The sequence below is a fragment of the Streptomyces sp. V3I7 genome, assembly GCF_030817495.1.
Lineage (GTDB): Bacteria > Actinomycetota > Actinomycetes > Streptomycetales > Streptomycetaceae > Streptomyces.
The window spans coordinates 6,165,800-6,182,384 of the sequence record NZ_JAUSZK010000001.1; the positions used below are offsets into that span (position 1 = coordinate 6,165,800).

Annotated in this window: 16 protein-coding genes and 1 pseudogene; 4 read left to right on the forward strand and 13 right to left on the reverse strand. The window is 70.5% G+C overall.

All coding sequences use genetic code 11. The features are described 5' to 3' along the window. Window positions 1–150 precede the first annotated feature (150 nt). Window positions 151–690, forward strand: coding sequence for a manganese efflux pump (locus QFZ74_RS28545; protein WP_307623718.1), 540 nt, complete (start codon window positions 151–153; stop codon window positions 688–690). On the opposite strand, the gene pqqE is transcribed toward QFZ74_RS28545, so the two are convergent. The 13 genes and pseudogenes from pqqE to QFZ74_RS28605 form a co-directional block, all read right to left on the reverse strand. Then, window positions 687–1,811 (reverse strand): pyrroloquinoline quinone biosynthesis protein PqqE, encoded by a 1,125-nt coding sequence (pqqE, locus tag QFZ74_RS28550; RefSeq protein ID WP_307623719.1) that lies wholly within the window; start codon window positions 1,809–1,811, stop codon window positions 687–689. The genes QFZ74_RS28545 and pqqE overlap by 4 nt on opposite strands. Continuing rightward, entirely contained in the window at window positions 1,804–2,133 is a 330-nt protein-coding gene (gene pqqD / locus QFZ74_RS28555) for a pyrroloquinoline quinone biosynthesis peptide chaperone PqqD (protein WP_307623720.1), read from the reverse strand. The genes pqqE and pqqD overlap by 8 nt, the downstream gene beginning before the upstream one ends. A gap of 5 nt (window positions 2,134–2,138) precedes the next feature. Further along, window positions 2,139–2,837, reverse strand: coding sequence for a pyrroloquinoline-quinone synthase PqqC (gene pqqC, locus QFZ74_RS28560; protein WP_307623721.1), 699 nt, complete (start codon window positions 2,835–2,837; stop codon window positions 2,139–2,141). A gap of 4 nt (window positions 2,838–2,841) precedes the next feature. Then, window positions 2,842–3,729, reverse strand: a complete 888-nt coding sequence (pqqB, locus tag QFZ74_RS28565) for a pyrroloquinoline quinone biosynthesis protein PqqB (protein ID WP_307623722.1) — start codon at window positions 3,727–3,729, stop codon at window positions 2,842–2,844. A 124-nt stretch (window positions 3,730–3,853) separates the two neighbouring features. Continuing rightward, complete coding sequence (gene pqqA / locus QFZ74_RS30510; protein WP_373462446.1) at window positions 3,854–3,949, reverse strand: pyrroloquinoline quinone precursor peptide PqqA; 96 nt, start codon at window positions 3,947–3,949, stop codon at window positions 3,854–3,856. 48 nt (window positions 3,950–3,997) lie between these two features. Then, entirely contained in the window at window positions 3,998–5,701 is a 1,704-nt protein-coding gene (locus tag QFZ74_RS28570) for a PQQ-dependent dehydrogenase, methanol/ethanol family (RefSeq protein ID WP_307623723.1), read from the reverse strand. Between the two features lie 16 nt (window positions 5,702–5,717). Beyond that, window positions 5,718–6,179 (reverse strand): MSMEG_3727 family PQQ-associated protein, encoded by a 462-nt coding sequence (locus tag QFZ74_RS28575; protein ID WP_307623724.1) that lies wholly within the window; start codon window positions 6,177–6,179, stop codon window positions 5,718–5,720. A gap of 380 nt (window positions 6,180–6,559) precedes the next feature. Beyond that, window positions 6,560–8,731, reverse strand: coding sequence for a catalase/peroxidase HPI (gene katG / locus QFZ74_RS28580; protein ID WP_373462504.1), 2,172 nt, complete (start codon window positions 8,729–8,731; stop codon window positions 6,560–6,562). 81 nt (window positions 8,732–8,812) lie between these two features. Then, on the reverse strand, window positions 8,813–10,207 hold the full coding sequence (locus QFZ74_RS28585) for a DNA-binding protein (RefSeq protein ID WP_307623725.1): 1,395 nt from the start codon (window positions 10,205–10,207) through the stop codon (window positions 8,813–8,815). Between the two features lie 259 nt (window positions 10,208–10,466). Next, entirely contained in the window at window positions 10,467–10,589 is a 123-nt protein-coding gene (locus QFZ74_RS28590; protein WP_307623726.1) for a hypothetical protein, read from the reverse strand. Window positions 10,590–10,600: 11 nt separating this feature from the next. After that, on the reverse strand, window positions 10,601–11,566 hold the full coding sequence (locus tag QFZ74_RS28595; RefSeq protein WP_307623727.1) for a pirin family protein: 966 nt from the start codon (window positions 11,564–11,566) through the stop codon (window positions 10,601–10,603). Between the two features lie 262 nt (window positions 11,567–11,828). Next, window positions 11,829–13,188 (reverse strand): annotated as a pseudogene (locus QFZ74_RS28600) (VWA domain-containing protein). After that, complete coding sequence (locus tag QFZ74_RS28605) at window positions 13,185–14,042, reverse strand: MoxR family ATPase (RefSeq protein ID WP_307623728.1); 858 nt, start codon at window positions 14,040–14,042, stop codon at window positions 13,185–13,187. Before QFZ74_RS28605 ends, QFZ74_RS28600 begins: the two are co-directional and overlap by 4 nt. 251 nt (window positions 14,043–14,293) lie before the next feature. On the opposite strand from QFZ74_RS28605, the gene QFZ74_RS28610 reads away from it, so the two are divergent. From QFZ74_RS28610 to QFZ74_RS28620, 3 genes are read left to right on the forward strand one after another with little or no spacing between them, the layout of a single operon-like run. Further along, a complete protein-coding gene (locus QFZ74_RS28610) occupies window positions 14,294–14,974 on the forward strand; it encodes an ABC transporter permease (RefSeq protein ID WP_307623729.1) in 681 nt (226 codons plus the stop codon). Then, window positions 14,971–15,642 (forward strand): ABC transporter permease, encoded by a 672-nt coding sequence (locus tag QFZ74_RS28615; protein ID WP_307624309.1) that lies wholly within the window; start codon window positions 14,971–14,973, stop codon window positions 15,640–15,642. Before QFZ74_RS28610 ends, QFZ74_RS28615 begins: the two co-directional genes overlap by 4 nt. Next, complete coding sequence (locus tag QFZ74_RS28620) at window positions 15,639–16,583, forward strand: ABC transporter substrate-binding protein (RefSeq protein ID WP_307623730.1); 945 nt, start codon at window positions 15,639–15,641, stop codon at window positions 16,581–16,583. Before QFZ74_RS28615 ends, QFZ74_RS28620 begins: the two co-directional genes overlap by 4 nt. Window positions 16,584–16,585 lie beyond the last annotated feature (2 nt).

Consider the following 16,585-nt stretch of genomic DNA (forward strand, 5'->3'; position numbering starts at 1 on the left):
CCTAGATAAAAGCGTCAAGAATCTTCCTGATATCGGCTTGCCCGGTTTATTTCGCGAACCGTCCGAGATAGCATATAAAACTATGGGAAACGCCGGTCGAGGCGGAGTTGTTTCTGTCGGCGTCGGTCGTCATCGGGCAGCCGTGTCGCCATGATCTGGGAAATCCTGGTCCTGGGTTTCGTGCTCAGTCTCGATAATTTCCGGGTATCGATCGCGCTCGGCACCGTCCCGTTCGGTCTGAGGCGCGCGGTGCAGGTCGCGCTGACCTTCGGGCTGTGGGACGCGGTCATGCCCCTGGTCGGGATGTTGATCGGTCGGCAGATCGGGGAGTTCGTCGGGGACGTCGCCGAACTGGTGGGCGCGGCCACGCTCGGCGGCTACGGTCTCTACCTCGTCATCTCAGCCCTGCGGAACCCCGAGCCGGACGAATTGGACCACTCGTGGGCGCTGTTCGGCATCCCGTTGACGCTGAGCCTGGACAACTTGTTCGCCGGGGCGAGCCTGGGGGTCCTCGGGCTCTCGCCCTGGTTCTCGGCACCCGTATTCGGCGCCATGACGGCGGTGATGTCGCTGGTCGGACTGCGGCTCGGGCGGGCCGCGGCACGCCTCATGCCGATCCGCTCGGACCTGCTGAGCGGGGTCACCTTGATCATCGCCGCTGTGGCACTGCCGTTGTGGTCCGGTGGCTAGCCACCGCCACCACGTCGTGACCGGGCGACCGGTGGCAGACCGGGTCGGTGCGGGCGAGGGACCAGTGGAAGATCGTCCGGCCGCGCGCCGGCGTTGGCGGCCTCGACCGCAGCAGCGACCAGGTCGTGGTCGGGCGACAGGCAGCAGACCGGGTCGGTCCGGGCGGCGTCACCGGTGAGCAGGAACGCCTGGCAGCGGCACCCGCCGTAGTCCAGCTCCCGCCGGTAGCAGCTCCGGCAGGGCTCCGGCATCCAGTCGGTCCCCCGGAACGCGTTCATCACCGGGGACTCGGCCCAGATCCACTCCAGCGGGTCCTCGCGCACGCTGGCCCGTGGCAACGGCAGGGAGTGGGCGGCCGGACAGGGCAGAACGTCGCCGTTCGGCGTCACGGTCAGCTGTCGTGAGGCCCAGCCGCCCATGCAGGGCTTCGGGTAGCGGCTGTAGTAGTCCGGGATGACGTAGATGACGTCCATGCGGTCCCGCAGTCGCTCGCGGGCGGCCCGCACGACGACCTCGGCTGCCTCCAGTTGGGCCCGGCTGGGCAGCAGCGCGTCACGGTTCCGCCAGGCCCAGCCGTAGTACTGGGTGTTGGCCAGCTCCACCCGGTCGGCGCCCACCTCCTCGGCCAGAGCGAGCACTTCGGCGACGCGGTCGATGTTGTACCGGTGCAGCACCACGTTCATGGTGAGCGGCCAGCCCAGCTCCTTGGCCACGCCCATCGCCTCGATCTTGCGACGGAAGGACGGGGTCCCCGCGATCCGTTCGGACACGGTCGGTTCGTCGGCCTGGATGCTGATCTGCACGTGGTCCAGGCCGGCGGCCCGCAACTGCTCGGCCCTCGTATGGGAGAACCCGAGGCCGCTGGTGATGAGGTTGGTGTAGAGGCCCAGGTCGTGGGCGTGGGACACGATCTCCACCAGGTCTCGCCGCAGCAGCGGTTCCCCGCCGGACAGGTGGCACTGCAGAACCCCCAGTTCGCCGGCCTCCGCCAGCACCCGACGCCACTCGTCGGTGGCCAGCTCGTCCTGATAGTCGGCCATGTTCAGCGGGTTGGAGCAGTACGAGCAGGCCAGCGGGCAACGGTAGGTGAGCTCGGCGAGCAAACCGAACGGGCTATCCATCGGTGAACTCCACCCAGCGCCGGGCGACGAGCCGGGTCAGGAACTGCCGCACCTCGTCCTCGGGGACGCTCTGGTAGCGGGCGCCCAGCTCGGTCACGATCTCGGCCACGGTGTGCCGCCCGTCGCACAGTTCGAGGATCGCCGCGCCGCTGCCGTTCAGAACCACCACCGTCTCGGGGTGCAGCAGGACCTTGCGCTGCCTGGTCCGGCAGAAGGTCATCCGCACATGGCTCGCCAACCGGGGCCGGTCCGAGCCGGACACCCCGGCGCCGGGTCGCGTCCTGGTGCTGGTCCGGGTCGTTCCGGTACGGGTCGGGTCCATGGTGGTCACTCCGGGTAGGCCTGGTCGATGGCGTCCATCAGGCTCCACAGGACGTCGCACTTGAACGACAGGGCGTCGACGGCGCGCGCCTGGGACTCGGCGGAGAGGCAGTGCGCGGTGACGACTTCGAGGGCGTGCTCGCAGTCGCGGGGAGCCTGCTCCAGGCGGGCACGGAAGTAGGCGAGGCCCTCGGGGTCGATCCACGGGTACCACCGCTCGAACGCGGCCAGCCGCGCGGCCATCAGGTCGGGCGCGAACAACTCGGTGAGCGAGGACGCCACCGCCTCCGGCCACGGCCGGGTGCGGGCGAAGTTCACGTAGGCGTCGACGGCGAACCGCACCCCAGGCACCAGGTGCCGGTGGTCCAGGACCTCCTCACGGGTCAGCCCGGCGGCCTCGCCGAGGCTCAGCCACGCCTCGATGCCACCCTCGCCGGCGGCGGTGCCGTCGTGGTCGGTGATCCGTCGGACCCAGCGGCGGCGGACCTCGAGGTCGGGACAGTTGGCAAGGATCGCGGCGTCCTTGCGGGGGATGTTCTCCTGGTAGTAGAAGCGATTGGCCACCCAGCCCTGGATCTGCCGGCGGTTCAGCCGGCCGGCGTTCATCCGGACGTGGAACGGGTGCTGGTCGTGGTATCGCCGCGAGTGGGCCCGCAACGTCTCGACGAAACCGTCGGCGCCGGTTCTGGTGGTCGTTGTCGTCACGGCTCTACACCTGGACCTCAAGGCCGTCCATGGCCACTTCGATGCCGCTCTCCTCCAACGTACGCCGCTCGGGCGCGTCCTCCAGGAGGATCGGATTGGTGTTGTTCATGTGTACGAAGATCGTCCGTCCCACGCCCAGCGAGGGGAGCCACGCCAGACTGCCGTCCGGGCCGTCGATGGGCAGGTGACCCATCTCCCGGGACGTCCTGTCGGCCAGGCCGAGCCGCACGAGCTCGTCGTCACGCCAGCAGGTCCCGTCGATCAGCAGGCATGCACAGCCCTCGATCTCCGCGCGCAGCGCCGGTGTCAGCGATTGCACCCCCGGCAGGTACACCAGCGTCCCCCCGCTGCGCTCGTCGGTCAGCCGGTAGCCCACGACGCGGCCGTGGTCCACCCCGGCCCCGAACCGGTCACGCTTGGTGGTGGGCGCGTCGAACGCCCGGCAGGACAGTCCGTCCGCCAGGACCAAGTCGGCGCCAGGGACCACCGCACGCCACTCGACCGGGCAGTAGCGCTCGAGCGTACGCAGAATCCCCGAGCCGTCGGCCAGGGTCTTGCGCACCGCCGGCGTGGCGTACAGCCGCAGGGCGCCGGCCTCGCGCAACAGAAGCAGGCCCAGCGTGTGGTCCAGCTCGGCGTCGGTGAGCAGCACCGCCTCCAACGGCGTCGTCCGGTCGTCGTACGGGTGCAGGCCGTGGAAGGCCTCGATCTGGGTGCGGACGTCGGGCGAGGCGTTGACGAGGAACCACCGGCGGCGGTCGGCGCTGACCGCGACCGACGACTGGGTGCGCGCGTGGCCGGCCCGGGAACGGACCGCGGCGCACACCGGGCAGCCGCAGTTCCACTGCGGGGATCCGCCCCCCGCCGCCGAGCCCAGCACTCGCAGCAACACGCCGGCACTCCGTTCGTCGAAGATCCTTCTCCGTCGCGGCCCGGCCGTCGCCGGCCCGGCCGTCTGCGGCCGCACCGGGCCGCCGGAGGGCGCCGGACCAGGTCCGGCGCCGGTCCTACGTCCGCTAGTCCTCCAACCGATCGAGATACATAGTCACTTCGGCCGCGACTGTGATTTCGTCGAACTCGGGCGTTTCCCACTCATCGAGCTGAGACTCCATGGATCCACCTCCTCTCTGCCCCGATTGCGGCAGGCTCCGGGTCACGCGTCACGACGCTTCCGGGAGGGCGAAGACGATCAGGGCGCTTCCGTGCCCCGCGCCGAGCATGCCGGGGAGGAACCCCTCGGCCCATCCGCCCCAACCGACGGGTACGGCGATGTACTGCCTGCCGTCGACCATGTAGGTGGTCGGGCTGCTGTGGTGGCCGCTTCCGCACTGGAACTGCCACAGCAGCTCCCCGGTGCGGGCGTCCAGCGCGTTGAACTCCCCGGAGGGCTCACCGGCGAACACCAGGTCCCCGCCGGTGGCCAGCACCGAGGCGCACATCGGCAGTTCGTTACGCCAGCGCCACTTCTCCTCGCCGGTGGCGTCGAACGCGCTGATGGACCCAGCCATGTCCTCGATGTCCACCTGAACGCCCGCGCCCCAGTACGGAATGCTCTCCCTGAACTCCCGGCGCCGCCGGGTGGCCGTGGCTCCGGTGTCCTGGACCGGGACGTAGAAGAGCTCGGTCTTCGGGCTGTAGGCCGCGTGGGTCCATTCCTTGGCGCCGGCCGGACCGGGGTAGAAGTGGACCGGTTCTCCTTCCTTGTCCGGGTACACCTTGACGGTCACCCTGCCGTCCCTCGTGATGGCCCCCCACGTGATCCGGTCGACGAACGGGGTGATCTGGACCCTCTCGCCGTTCGTGCGGTCGAGGACGAAGAAGTAGCCGTTCTTGTCGAAGTGCCCGAGCAGTTTGCGCCCGCCCTGCTCGAACAGGATGCACTCGGCGATGCTGTCGTAGTCCCACACGTCGTGCGGGGTGCACTGGTAGTGCCAGCGGATCTGACCGCTGTCGACGTCGACGGCGATGATGCTGTCGGTGAAGAGGTTGTCGCCCTCGCGGACGGCTCCGTCGAAGTCGGGCGCCGGGTTGCCGGTGCCGACGTACAGCAGGTTCGTCTCCGGGTCGAAGGTGCCGGTGACCCAGCAGTTCGCCCCGCCCCGTGCCCAGGCCTCGCCCTCGGCGGGCCAGGTCTCCGAGCCGGGCTCCCCGGGCTTGGGCACCGTGTAGAGGCGCCACTGGTGCTCACCGGTTTCGAGGTCGAACGCGTCGAGGTGACCGCGCACGCCGAACTCGCCGCCGGAACTCCCGACGATGACCATGTTCTTCACGACCAGGGGGGCGAGCGTGGCGCTCTCCCCGGCCCGGACGTCTCCGTAGGTCCTGTCCCAGACCCGCTTGCCGGTGGTGGCGTCGAGCGCGAGCACTCGGGCGTTCGCCGTGACGAAGAAGACCTTCCCCTGCGCCACGGCGACCCCACGGTTCACGTTCCCGCAGCACAAGGACACGTCGAAGGGGACCGCATGCTTGTACCGCCAGATCTCCACACCCGTCTTCGCGTCGAGGGCCCAGAGCCAGCCGTCCCAGCCGGAGAGGTACATGACCCCGTCGACGACGAGCGGGGCGGCCTCGAACGAGTAGGTCGACGCGCCCGCGATCAGACCGGTCGTGCCGGCCTGGAAGATCCATGCGGGGCCGATGCGTTTGACGTTCTCCGTGTTGATCTGGTCCAGCGGGCTGTACCGCTGCCCGTTGTAGGCGCCGTAATAGGTCAGCCAGTTCTGTGGTTCCTCGCGGGCAGCGAGTAGGCGCTCGTAGTTGACGCCGGCCACTACCGGTGGCGCGACGTCCCCGCCCGCGACCTTGCCGCTCAGGGATCCCTGGTCGACGGCCTCACCCGCGTCCACGTAGTCGACGGTGGCCATGTGCTCCTCCTTCTTCCTACGGTCGCGGCTGTTCGGGACGGTCGAGGCGAGCCTCAGGCGGAGCGTCCCCCAGGACGACGATGGCGCCGGTCAGTCCCCGGCCCTCGTCATTGCCCGTGGGCGAGCTGAACCAGTAGTAGCCAGGCCCGTCGAGGTTGAGGGTCGCCCGTCCTCGCGAGTGGTTCACCAGCCAGATGAACTTCCGGTCGCCATTGCTCGGCAGGAGCGCGCAGTGCGTGTTCATGTCGTCGTTGACGAGTTCGAGATCGAGATCGCCTCCATGAGGCAGGACCAGAATGGAGGGGTCCCAGGTCAACTCGTCCGGATTGATGCGGATCGTGGCCTGCATGCGGCCGTCCGGTCCCTCGGTGGCCTGCCCGACGCTTCCGGTTCCCAGCACTTGTCCCAGCGTTGCCTTGTTCTGTGCGGCCAGCCCGATCTTGTCCAGCAGGTCGGCTCGCTCCTGCGCGGTCGTCATCCGGGCTTCACTCCCCTCGTTCCAAATCCATATGTACTCCGCATCGGCCGCACTCCGACGGCGGCACGTCGCAGCCGATTACACGCCGCCACCCCGCGAGAAATTTCTCCGGAATTATTTCGGAGTTCCCTTTTTCGCGTCGCCCAATACTCAACTGTTACTGGTGGTCAAGGAGCTCGCCGAAAAGGGTCAGAATTCAGTAGTCAATAAGCACGCTACGCTGGATGAATCACACCGACAAGGGTGGGCGCCGATCGAGGTCCGCTCATGCCATTCATCCGCGGCCGGCTACCGCTCGTACCGGATATGCCACCGTTGAAAGGGGCGGGTCCCGACGGGTGTCAGGCCAGGTCGTATCGGTCGAGGTTCATGACCTTGTCCTACGCGGCGACGAAGTCCCGCACGAACTTCTCACGTGCGTCGTCGCTCGCGTAGACCTCCGCGACGGCCCGCAGCTCGGAGTTCGAGCCGAAGACGAGGTCGACGCGACTGCCGGTCCACTTGACCTCGCCGGTGGCGCGATCGCGGCCCTCGAAGGTCTCGGCGGTCTCGGACGTCGGCTGCCATTCCGTTCCCGGGTCGAGCAGATTCACGAAGAAGTCGTTGGTCAGCGACCCGGGCGCCGAGGTGAAGACGCCCAGCGGCGACTGCTGGTGGTTGGCGCCCAGCACTCGCAGGCCACCCACGAGGACGGTCATCTCGGGCGCGCTCAGGTTCAGCAGGTTCGCGCGGTCGACCAGCAGGTGCTCCGGCCAGAACCGGTTGCCCTTGCCGCGGTAGTAGTTGCGGAACCCGTCCGCCGCCGGCTCCAGCGGGGCGAAGGACTCCGCGTCGGTCCACTCCTGCGCGGCGTCCGTGCGCCCTGGAGCGAAGGGGGCCTGGACGTCGTGGCCGGCGGTCCTCGCGGCCTGCTCGACGGCTGCGGCCCCGCCGAGGACGATGAGGTCGGCGAGCGAGATCCTCACATCGCGGTTCCGGGAGCTGTTGAGGGTGTTGAAGGACTTCTTGATCGCCTCCAGGGTGCGCAGCACCTGAGCCAGCGTGTCGGGGCCGTTGACCTCCCACCCGCGCTGCGGGTCGAGGCGGATGCGCGCGCCGTTCGCCCCGCCGCGCCTGTCGCTGGCGCGGAACGTCGAGGCCGACGCCCACGCGGTCGAGACGAGCTGGGAGACCGACAGCCCGGAGGAGAGGATCCGGCTCTTGAGCGCGGCGATGTCCGCCGCCCCGACGAGCTCGTGGTCCACGGCGGGGACCGGGTCCTGCCAGATCAACGTCTCCCGGGGGACCAGCGGTCCGAGGTAGCGCTGGATCGGGCCCATGTCGAGGTGCGTCAGCTTGAACCAGGCCCGGGCGAACGCGTCCGCGAGCTGGTCGGGGTTCTCCAGGAAGCGCCGCGAAACCGGCGCGTAGACCGGGTCCAGCCGCAGGGCCAGGTCCGTCGTCAGAATCGTCGGGGCGTGTCTCGTCGACGGGTCGTGGGCGTCTGGGACGGTACCGGCCCCGCCGCCGTCCCTCGGGATCCACTGCCACAGACCCGCGGGGCTCAGCTCCAGATCCCACTCATAGCCGAACAGGGTTTCGAGGAAGCTGTTGTCCCATCTCGTCGGGGTGGGTGTCCACGTGCCCTCGAGCCCGCTGGAGATGGCGTCCGCGCCCTTCCCGGTGCCGTAGCCGCTCTTCCATCCCAGGCCCTGCTCCGCGAGGGGGGCGCCCTCGGGTTCGGGGCCGAGATGGACGTCCGGGGCGGAGGCACCATGGGTCTTTCCGAACGTGTGTCCGCCCGCGATCAGTGCGACGGTCTCCTCGTCGTTCATCCCCATGCGCCGGAATGTCTCGCGGATGTCCCGGGCCGCGGTGAGCGGGTCCGGGACGGTGTTCGGTCCCTCCGGGTTGACGTAGATGAGGCCCATCTGCACGGCGGCCAGAGGGTGCTCCAACTCCCGGACGCCGCCGTAGCGTTCGTCACCGAGCCAGGCATGCTCGGGCCCCCAGTAGACGTCCTCGTCGGACTCCCAGACGTCCCGCCGCCCACCGGCGAAGCCGAAGGTCGTGAAGCCCATCGTCTCCAGGGCGCGGTTGCCCGCGAAGACCATCAGGTCGGCCCACGAAATCCTGCGGCCGTACTTCTTCTTCACCCGCCAGAGCAGTCGGCGCGCCTTGTCGAGGTTGCGATTGTCCGGCCAGCTGTTCAGCGGTGCGAAACGCTGCATGCCCGTGCTCGCGCCACCGCGGCCGTCGTCGACGCGGTACGTCCCGGAGCAGTGCCACACCATCCGGATCACCAGCGGCCCGTAGTGGCCGAAGTCGGCCGGCCACCACTCCTGCGACGTCGTCAGCACCTCGTCGACGTCCCGTGCCAGGGCGTCGAGGTCGAGCGTCCGGAACTCCGCGGCGTAGTCGAAGTCCTCGCCCATGGGGTCGGCCGTGACCGGGTGTTTGCGGAGGATCGTCAGGTCGAGCCGGATCGGCCACCAGTCGCGGTTGCTCGCACCGGCGATCGGGTGGCTGCGGTGCCCGGCCGGGGCAGAGAGGCCGAGGCCGCCCGCGCTCACCTCGTTGCTCTCGCCGACGACGGCGTCCGGGCTGTCAGACACGGGATCTTCCTTCCGGGAACAATGGTCGTTCCGGGGAACTCAGATGTCCAGGGCGCGCCGCACGGCCGGTGCGTTCCGCCGGGAGACAGGGACCATCTCGTGCGACCGGTCGTCCATGACCAGGGACAGCTCGCCCTTGGGCCCGCGTTCGATCTCCCGGACGCGGCTGAGGTTCACCACATACCGGCGGTGCACCCGCAGGAAGCCGGCATCCGCCAGCTCGCTGTCGAGCCTGTCCAGGCTCGGAGAGGCGGCTCGCAGTCGCCCCTGATCGGTGGAGAGCCACACGTCGTTTCCCCGCGACTCGGCGAAGGAGACCTCCGGCAGCCGCAGCAGCACCATCCGGTTGTCGCGCACCGCGACCACTCGGCGCGGCCGCATCCGGGGGTGCGCGGGCCCGTCCGCCTGGGGCAACCGCGCCCCGTCGGAGGTCCCGAACGAGACCAGGTTCCCGATCAGGCGTCCGGACGAGAAGACGGGCCGGATGCTGATCGACGTCGGTTCGTCGGCGAGGTGGGCGAAGATCTGCGTCGAGCCGACCCAGTCAGGATTGTGGGCCGCCTGCCTGGTGGCATACCGGGCGGCTGCGATCAGTTCCGGCATCCCGGGGTTCCAGCGCAGCGTGGGGTCGACCGCGGGGGTGCGTGCCGGAACGCCCAGGAGCACGCTTGCCATGTCGTCGGCGATCACCACCTTGCCCGCGGCGTCCACCGCGGCGAGCGTCGCACTGGAGTGCGCCCTGGCCTGGGTGTACGCCGCGACCAGCTCGGCGCCGCTGTCCCGGGCGCGCCTCTTCAGCGGGTACTGGGTCATGGTGGCCGCGTTCGCCAGCCAGCTCTCCGCGGACGCGGGAAGCCGGCTGCGCCAGCAGCAGAGGTTCAGGACCGCGATCGGCTCCCTGGTCACCACGTCACGCACCGCGATGCCCGCGCAGACCCAGTTGTGCAACGCCTTGCACCAGTGCTCCGCTCCTCTGATCGGGACGGGCCCGTGCGCCTCTAGCGCCGTGCCCATGCCGTTCGTGCCGACCGCGCACTCGGACCAGCAGAACCAGGGCGCCAGATTCGAGTCGCCGGCTCTGGCGAGCGTGGCTTGATCGCCCCACTCGGCGAGGATCCGGCCGGTGGCATCGGTGACGGTGACGACGCCACCGAGGTTGCTCACTTCATGTGCCATGGAGGCGGCACGGAAACCCAGCTCGGCGAGTACGACGTCGTGCTCGGGCGTGTGGTCGGGCTCCACGACGGCCACCGGAGCCTCCGTGAGGTGGGGATCGACCCGGTATTGCTCTCGGCAGCGATGCCAGGAGATCGCCACCAGGGGCCGGACACCCGGGACGTGGTCCTCGCCCTGCACGAACCGCTCCCACGCCGCGAGCACGGTGCCGCTGCCCAGGTTCGCCGAGACGGGCTCAAGCCGATGTACGTCCCTCATGGATCAGAACCGCCCTTGGTACCTCCCCTGACGCCCGACGGCGTGCGCGCGGTCCGCGTCGGTCGCCGCTCGCCGCGACTGGCCCCACAGTGGGCCGGGCACCGCGTCGCGCGTCGTCGTGCTTGGTCACTCGTTCCAGGCTGGGTCTGTGTCACAGACCCGCACTCCCCACCCTAGGTACCGTCGTCGGGCTGCGCATGTCCCTCTCCGGGCTTCCAGGCGAGCGGATCTCGGTGAGGCCGCCGCCCACGGCGTCCGACTACGGGTGCTGGATCGTCCCGTCCGCCGAGATGTCGGCGGCGTGCGAGCCGAAGTCCTCCTCCGACCAGCTGGAGACGAGGTCGATCGCTTCGCCGCCCGGCTCGGGCGTGCCGGGCGGCACGATGTCCCAGGTCAGCGCACTCGGCCTCGTGGTTTCAGTGGCCCAGGCGGGAGCTCGGGTGCGAGCAACGGATCACCGTCGTACCCCTTCACCTCACCGAACCTCGACCCGCTCCTCCAGTCCTCCCGCGCCCGCTCGATCTCCTCGTGCGAACGGCCTACGAAGTTCCACCACATGACCAGCTCCTCAGCGAACGGCTCGCCGCCCAGGAGCATCAGCTTCGCGTCGGACTCCGCGCGCAGGGGGAGTTCGGGGCGGCCGCAGCCCAGGTAGAGCATGGAGCCCGGGGGGAGTGGGACGCCGTCCACGTGGACCTTGCCCGACATTGTCAGGACGCCGTACTCGAAGTCCGGTTCCAGGGGGAGGCGGACTTCGGCGCCCTCGGTGAGGGTGAGGTCGGCGCCCAGGAGCGGGGTGTACGTCGTGCCGGGGGACGTCGAGCCGTCCAGGTCGCCCAGGATCACCGTCGCCGTGAGGCCGGGGGCCGTGACCGTGGGCAGGTCCGGGTGGTGCTCGAAGTGGGGGTCCGTGTGGCGGTGGGCGTCGGGCAGGGCGACCCAGAGCTGGGCGCCGTGCAGGAAGCGGGCGTGGGACTTCGGGCTCTCCTCGGAGTGGCTGATCGCCCGGCCCGAGGTCATCAGGCCGAGTTCCCTCGGGCGGATCGTCTGGAGGCTGCCGGTCGAGTCGCGGTGCAGCACCTCGCCCTCGTGCAGCCAGCTCACCGTCTGGAGCCCCATGTGCGGATGCGGCGGGACCTGCATGCCCGGCTCGTCCGCGATGTCGTCGGGGCCGTAGTGGTCGACGAAGGCCCAGGCTCCGATCATGCGGCGCCCCAGGTTCGGCAGCAGCCGGCGTACCTCCGTCGACTCGCCGAGCTTGACGTGACGGGGGCTCAGCAGCTCGCGGACGGGTTCGGCGACGACGAATCCGCGGCCGCCGCACACGCTCGGCTCGGGTGCACGATCCAGGTTGCTCATGCCGGCCAACCTACCGACCGGCCTAGGGCCTGTCGTTTGGATCATCCCGGTGTCGCGGGGTCTGGCACGCACATCTGCCGCGTTGTCGTCGGTTGCCAACTCCCCCACGCTCGGCTCCGCTCGCGCGGGGGGACCCCCATCGCGTTGACGCCCTCCTCCGCCTTGCAGCTGCACGCACCAGACCCCGCTCGGGTCGGTCGAGAAGTACCGCACCTCACAGCCGGCCTGATCCAAACGACAGACCCTAGCGGCCCGTCTGCGCTCACACCGGTAGCAGCCGCGCGATCAACGCGCTCAGCTGGCGCGCTGTGCGGCACTCGTGCATGTCCAGCAGCTCCGCGTAGGCCGGGGCCGCCGAGTCTCCCGTGCCCCACTGGGCGCGTGGCTCGGGGTTCAGCCAGTAGACACGGCGGGCCCGTTCGGTGAGCCGGCGTACGGCGTTCAGGTTGGGGTCGCTCATGTTCGTACGGGCGTCGCCGAGGACGAAGACGGTCGTGCGGGGGCCGACCGCGTCGGCGTACCGTTCCGCGAACTCGCCCAGCGCGACGCCGTAGTCACTGCTGTCGTGCCAGCCGGTGAGGATCGCCTCGGCGCGGATACGGGCACCGAGGCCCTCCGGGTCGGCCCGGCCGTGGTCCAGGAGCCGGGTCACCTCGTCGATGCGGTTGACGAAGGCGAACACCCGCACCTTGCTGAACTGGTCGTGCAGCGCCTGCACCAGGAGCATCGTGAAGTCCGAGAAGCCTGACACCGACCCCGAGACGTCGCACAGGAGGACCAGTTCGGGGCGGACGGGGCGGCGCCGGCGCAGCACCGGGCGCATCGGCACGCCGCCCGTCGACAGGGAGCCGCGCAGGGTGCGGCGCAGGTCGATCGTGCCGCGTGCGGCACGGCGGCGGCGGGCGGCGAGGCGGGTGGCCAGCTTGCGGGCGAGGGGCTGGACCGTCCGGCGCAGTTCGGCCAGTTGGGCCCGGCCCGCGGCCAGGAAGTCCACCCGGTCCGGGGTTCGGGGCGACCGCCCGCCGCGCGATCTCGTCCCGGTCGCGCCGCTCGGCCACCCGGCGCCGCGCCTCCGCCGCCACCAGCCGGCGGAACACCTCGATACGGCGCCGGATCTCGTCGTCGAGCAGCCGGTCCGCGAAGTCCGCGTCCCCGTCGCGCTCACGGATGCCCGTACGCACCCGGGCCAGCAGCGTCTGCGGACGCAGCCGGTCCAGCGTCTGGTACGACGACCAGCCGTCCGACTCCGGTGATCTCCCGTACCCGCCGAAGCCGTCGACGGCCTCCGCGGCCAGCGCCGCCATCAGGGCCCCGTCGTTCTCCGCGAGTGCCGCTGCCAGGCGGTCGCGCAGGTCGTCCCGGTCGGCGGGGCCCACCTCGGGCGCGCCCACGCCACGCGGAAAGTACAGGTCGAAGACCTGGTCGAACACCGGGCGCTGGCCGGTGCCGTGCAGCAGCGTGGCCGCCAGCCCCTCTCGCAAGCGCTCCCGCTCCGCGAGGCCGAGGGCCTCCATCGCGCGGGCCGCGTCCACTGTCTCGCCGGTGCCGACCCGCACCCCGTGCGCGCGCAGCGCCCCGACCAGGCCGGTCAGCCGATCGGCGACACCGGCCGAGGCGCTCACAGGTTGTCCAGGTCGAGCTTCGCGGCCGCCTTCAGGACGTCGTCCTGGTGCTTGAGGATCACGCCCAGGGTGTCGCGTACGACCGTCTCGTCGAGCGAGTCGGCGCCCAGGGCCAGCAGGGTGCGCGCCCAGTCGATCGTCTCGGCGACCGACGGCACCTTGCGCAGGTCCATCGCCCGCAGCGCGCCGATCACCCGCACCACCGACTCGGCCAGCGCCTCGCCGAGCCCCGGCACCTTCAGCCGTACGATCCGCCGCTCCAGCTCCTCCTCGGGGAAGCCGATGTGCAGGAACAGGCAGCGGCGGCGCAGCGCCTCGGACAGTTCGCGGCTGGCGTTCGAGGTGAGCACGACGAAGGGGTGGCGGGTCGCGGTGACCGTGCCCAGCTCGGGGACCGTGACCTGGAAGTCGCTGAGCACCTCGAGCAGCAGCCCCTCCACCTCGACGTCGGCCTTGTCGGTCTCGTCGATCAGCAGCACCTTGGCGTCGTCGCCGCGGATGGCGGTCAGCAGGGGGCGGGGGAGGAGGAACTCCTCGCTGAAGATGTCCGTGCGCGTCTCGTCCCACGACTCGTCGCGGCCCGCGCTGATGCGCAGCAGCTGCTTGGCGTGGTTCCACTCGTACAGCGCCCGGGACTCGTCCACGCCCTCGTAGCACTGGAGCCGGATCAGCCGCGCCCCGGCGACCTGGGCGACGGCCTTCGCCAGCTCCGTCTTGCCGACGCCCGCCGGGCCCTCCACGAGGAGTGGCTTGCCGAGGCGGTCGGCCAGGAAGACGGTCGTGGCGACCGCGGGCGAGGCGAGGTAGCCGGTCTCGGCGAGGCGTGCGGAGACGTCGTCGACGGAAGTGAACAACGGGGCCTCCAGGGGCCGGTGTCGGGGGCGGGGGCGGGGAGTTCGGTGTTCCGACTCCCTGGTCGCTCTGGTCGCTCTGGTCGCTCTGGTTTGGGCTGGTTGGTCTGGTCTGATCGCTGGTCTCTCTGGTCCGATCCCGCCTATCTAAGCGCTTGTTCAGCGTTGCTGTCACGTGTTCGCCACCGCAGCGGCCACCCCCGTACGGGTCACCCCAGCAAGCCCTGCCGCGGCCCAGCCGCTGCAATGGACCCGTGACCGCGGCCCCGGACGACTGCCTCGCGCGCAACGAGTGGATCTGCGGTGCGTATCTGAGCACGCGCCGCCAGATCCTGCTCGACTCGGTCGGCCAGCACCTCCAGCTCACGGCGGTCTCCGTGGTCATCGGCCTCGCCGTCGCGCTGCCGCTCGCCGTGCTCGCGCGCCGCTGGCGCTGGGCGGCCGCTCCGGTCCTCGGGGGCACGACGATCCTCTACACCATCCCGTCCCTGGCGATGTTCTCCCTGCTCCTGCCCCTGTACGGGCTCTCCGCCACCCTCGTCGTCGCCGGACTGGTGCTGTACTCGCTCACCCTGCTCGTCCGGAACATCCTCGCGGGCCTGCGCGCCGTCCCCGAGGAGACCCGGCAGGCCGCCCGCGGCCTCGGATACGGCCCCGTCCGCCTCCTGCTCACCGTCGAACTGCCCCTCGCGCTCCCCGCCGCCATGGCCGGGCTGCGCATCGCCACCGTCTCCGCGGTCTCCCTCGTCACGGTCGGCGCGATCGTCGGCTTCGGCGGGCTCGGCAACCTCATCTACGCGGGCATGAACACGTACTTCAAGGCGCAGGTGCTCACCGCGTCCGTGCTGTGCGTGCTGATCGCCATCGCCGCCGACCTGCTCCTGCTCGGCGTGCAGTGGCTGATCACGCCCTGGGCGAGGGCGGGACGGCGATGACGGTCCTGGCCGGCACCTGGGACTGGCTCACCGACCCCGCGCACTGGTCGGGCGACGACGGGGTCTGGCACCGGCTGCTGCAACACCTCCTCCTGACCGTCGTCTGCCTGGTCGTCAGCTGCCTCATCGCCCTGCCCGTCGCCCTTGTCCTCGGCCATCTCGGCAAGGGCGGCGCGCTCGCCGTCAACCTCTCCAACATCGGCCGGGCCGTGCCCACCTTCGCCGTGCTGGTCCTGCTGCTCCTCACCCCGGTCGGGCGCTGGGGCGAGGGGCCGACGGTGGTCGCGCTCGTGCTGTTCGCCGTACCGCCGTTGCTCACCAACGCGTACGTCGGCATGCGCGAGGTCGACCGGAACATCGTGCGGGCCGCGCGTGGGATGGGGATGACCGGGTGGCAGATGCTGAGCCGGGTGGAGGTGCCGCTCGCGCTGCCGATGATCCTCAACGGGGTGCGGATCGCGGCCGTCCAGCTCGTCGCGACCGCCACCATCGCCGCGCTGGCCGGCGGCGGAGGGCTCGGACGGATCATCACGGCGGGCTTCAGCCTGGCCAGCACGCCCCAGGTGGTGGCCGGTGCGGTGCTCGTCGCCGCGTTCGCGCTGGTCGTCGAGGCCGTCTTCGAGGTCGTCGAGCGGACGGCGCCCCGGTGGGCCAGGGGCGTGCGATGAGACGGCGTACGACGGCGCTCGCGGCGCTCCTGCTCGCCCTCGCCGGCTGCGCCTGCGGGCCCTCCCTGGAGAACCGCGGCGCGGTCACCGCCCCGCCCGGCGACCGCCACCACCTCACCATCGGCTCGGCCGGATTCACCGAGAGCGACCTGCTCGCCCAGATGTACGCGCTGCTGCTGAACCAGGCCGGCTACCGGACGTCCCTCATCACCGTCTCCAACCGCGAGCTGTACGAACCGGCCCTGGAATCCGGCCAGATCGACGTCGTACCGGAGTACGCGGCCACTTTCGCCGACTGGCTGGCCGCCAAGGCCCACGGTGCCGACGCGCCCCCGGCCGGCTCACCCGACCTCCACGCCACGATGACCGCCCTCGACCGGCTCGCCGCGCCCCGCGGACTCACCGTCCTTCCGGCCGGGAAGGCCGTCGACCAGAACGCCTTCGCCGTCACCCGGGACTATGCCCGACGGCACCGCCTCAGGACGCTCGGCGACCTCGGCGCGTCGGGACTGAAGGTGCGGCTCGCCGCGGGCGACGAGTGCGTCGAGCGGCCGTACTGCGAGCCCGGGCTGAGGAAGACGTACGGCATCGACGTCACCGGCGTCGACCCCAAGGGCGTCGGCACCACCCAGGCCAAGCGGGCCGTGCAGAGCGGCCGGGACCAGATGGTGCTCACCACGACCACCGACGCCACGCTCGACGAGTTCGGGCTCGTGCTCCTCGCCGACGACAAGCACCTGCAGAACGCCGACTACGTCGTCCCGGTCGTCAACCGCGCCCGCGCGGGCGGCCCGCGCGTCACCGAGGTGCTCGGCAAGCTCAACCAGGTGCTCACCACCGGCGACCTCGCCTCGCTCAACCGGCAGGTGGACAGCTGGCGCCGGCTGCCGCAGGACGTGGCGCGGACCTATCTGGAGGACGAGGGTCTGCTGAAGAAGTGATC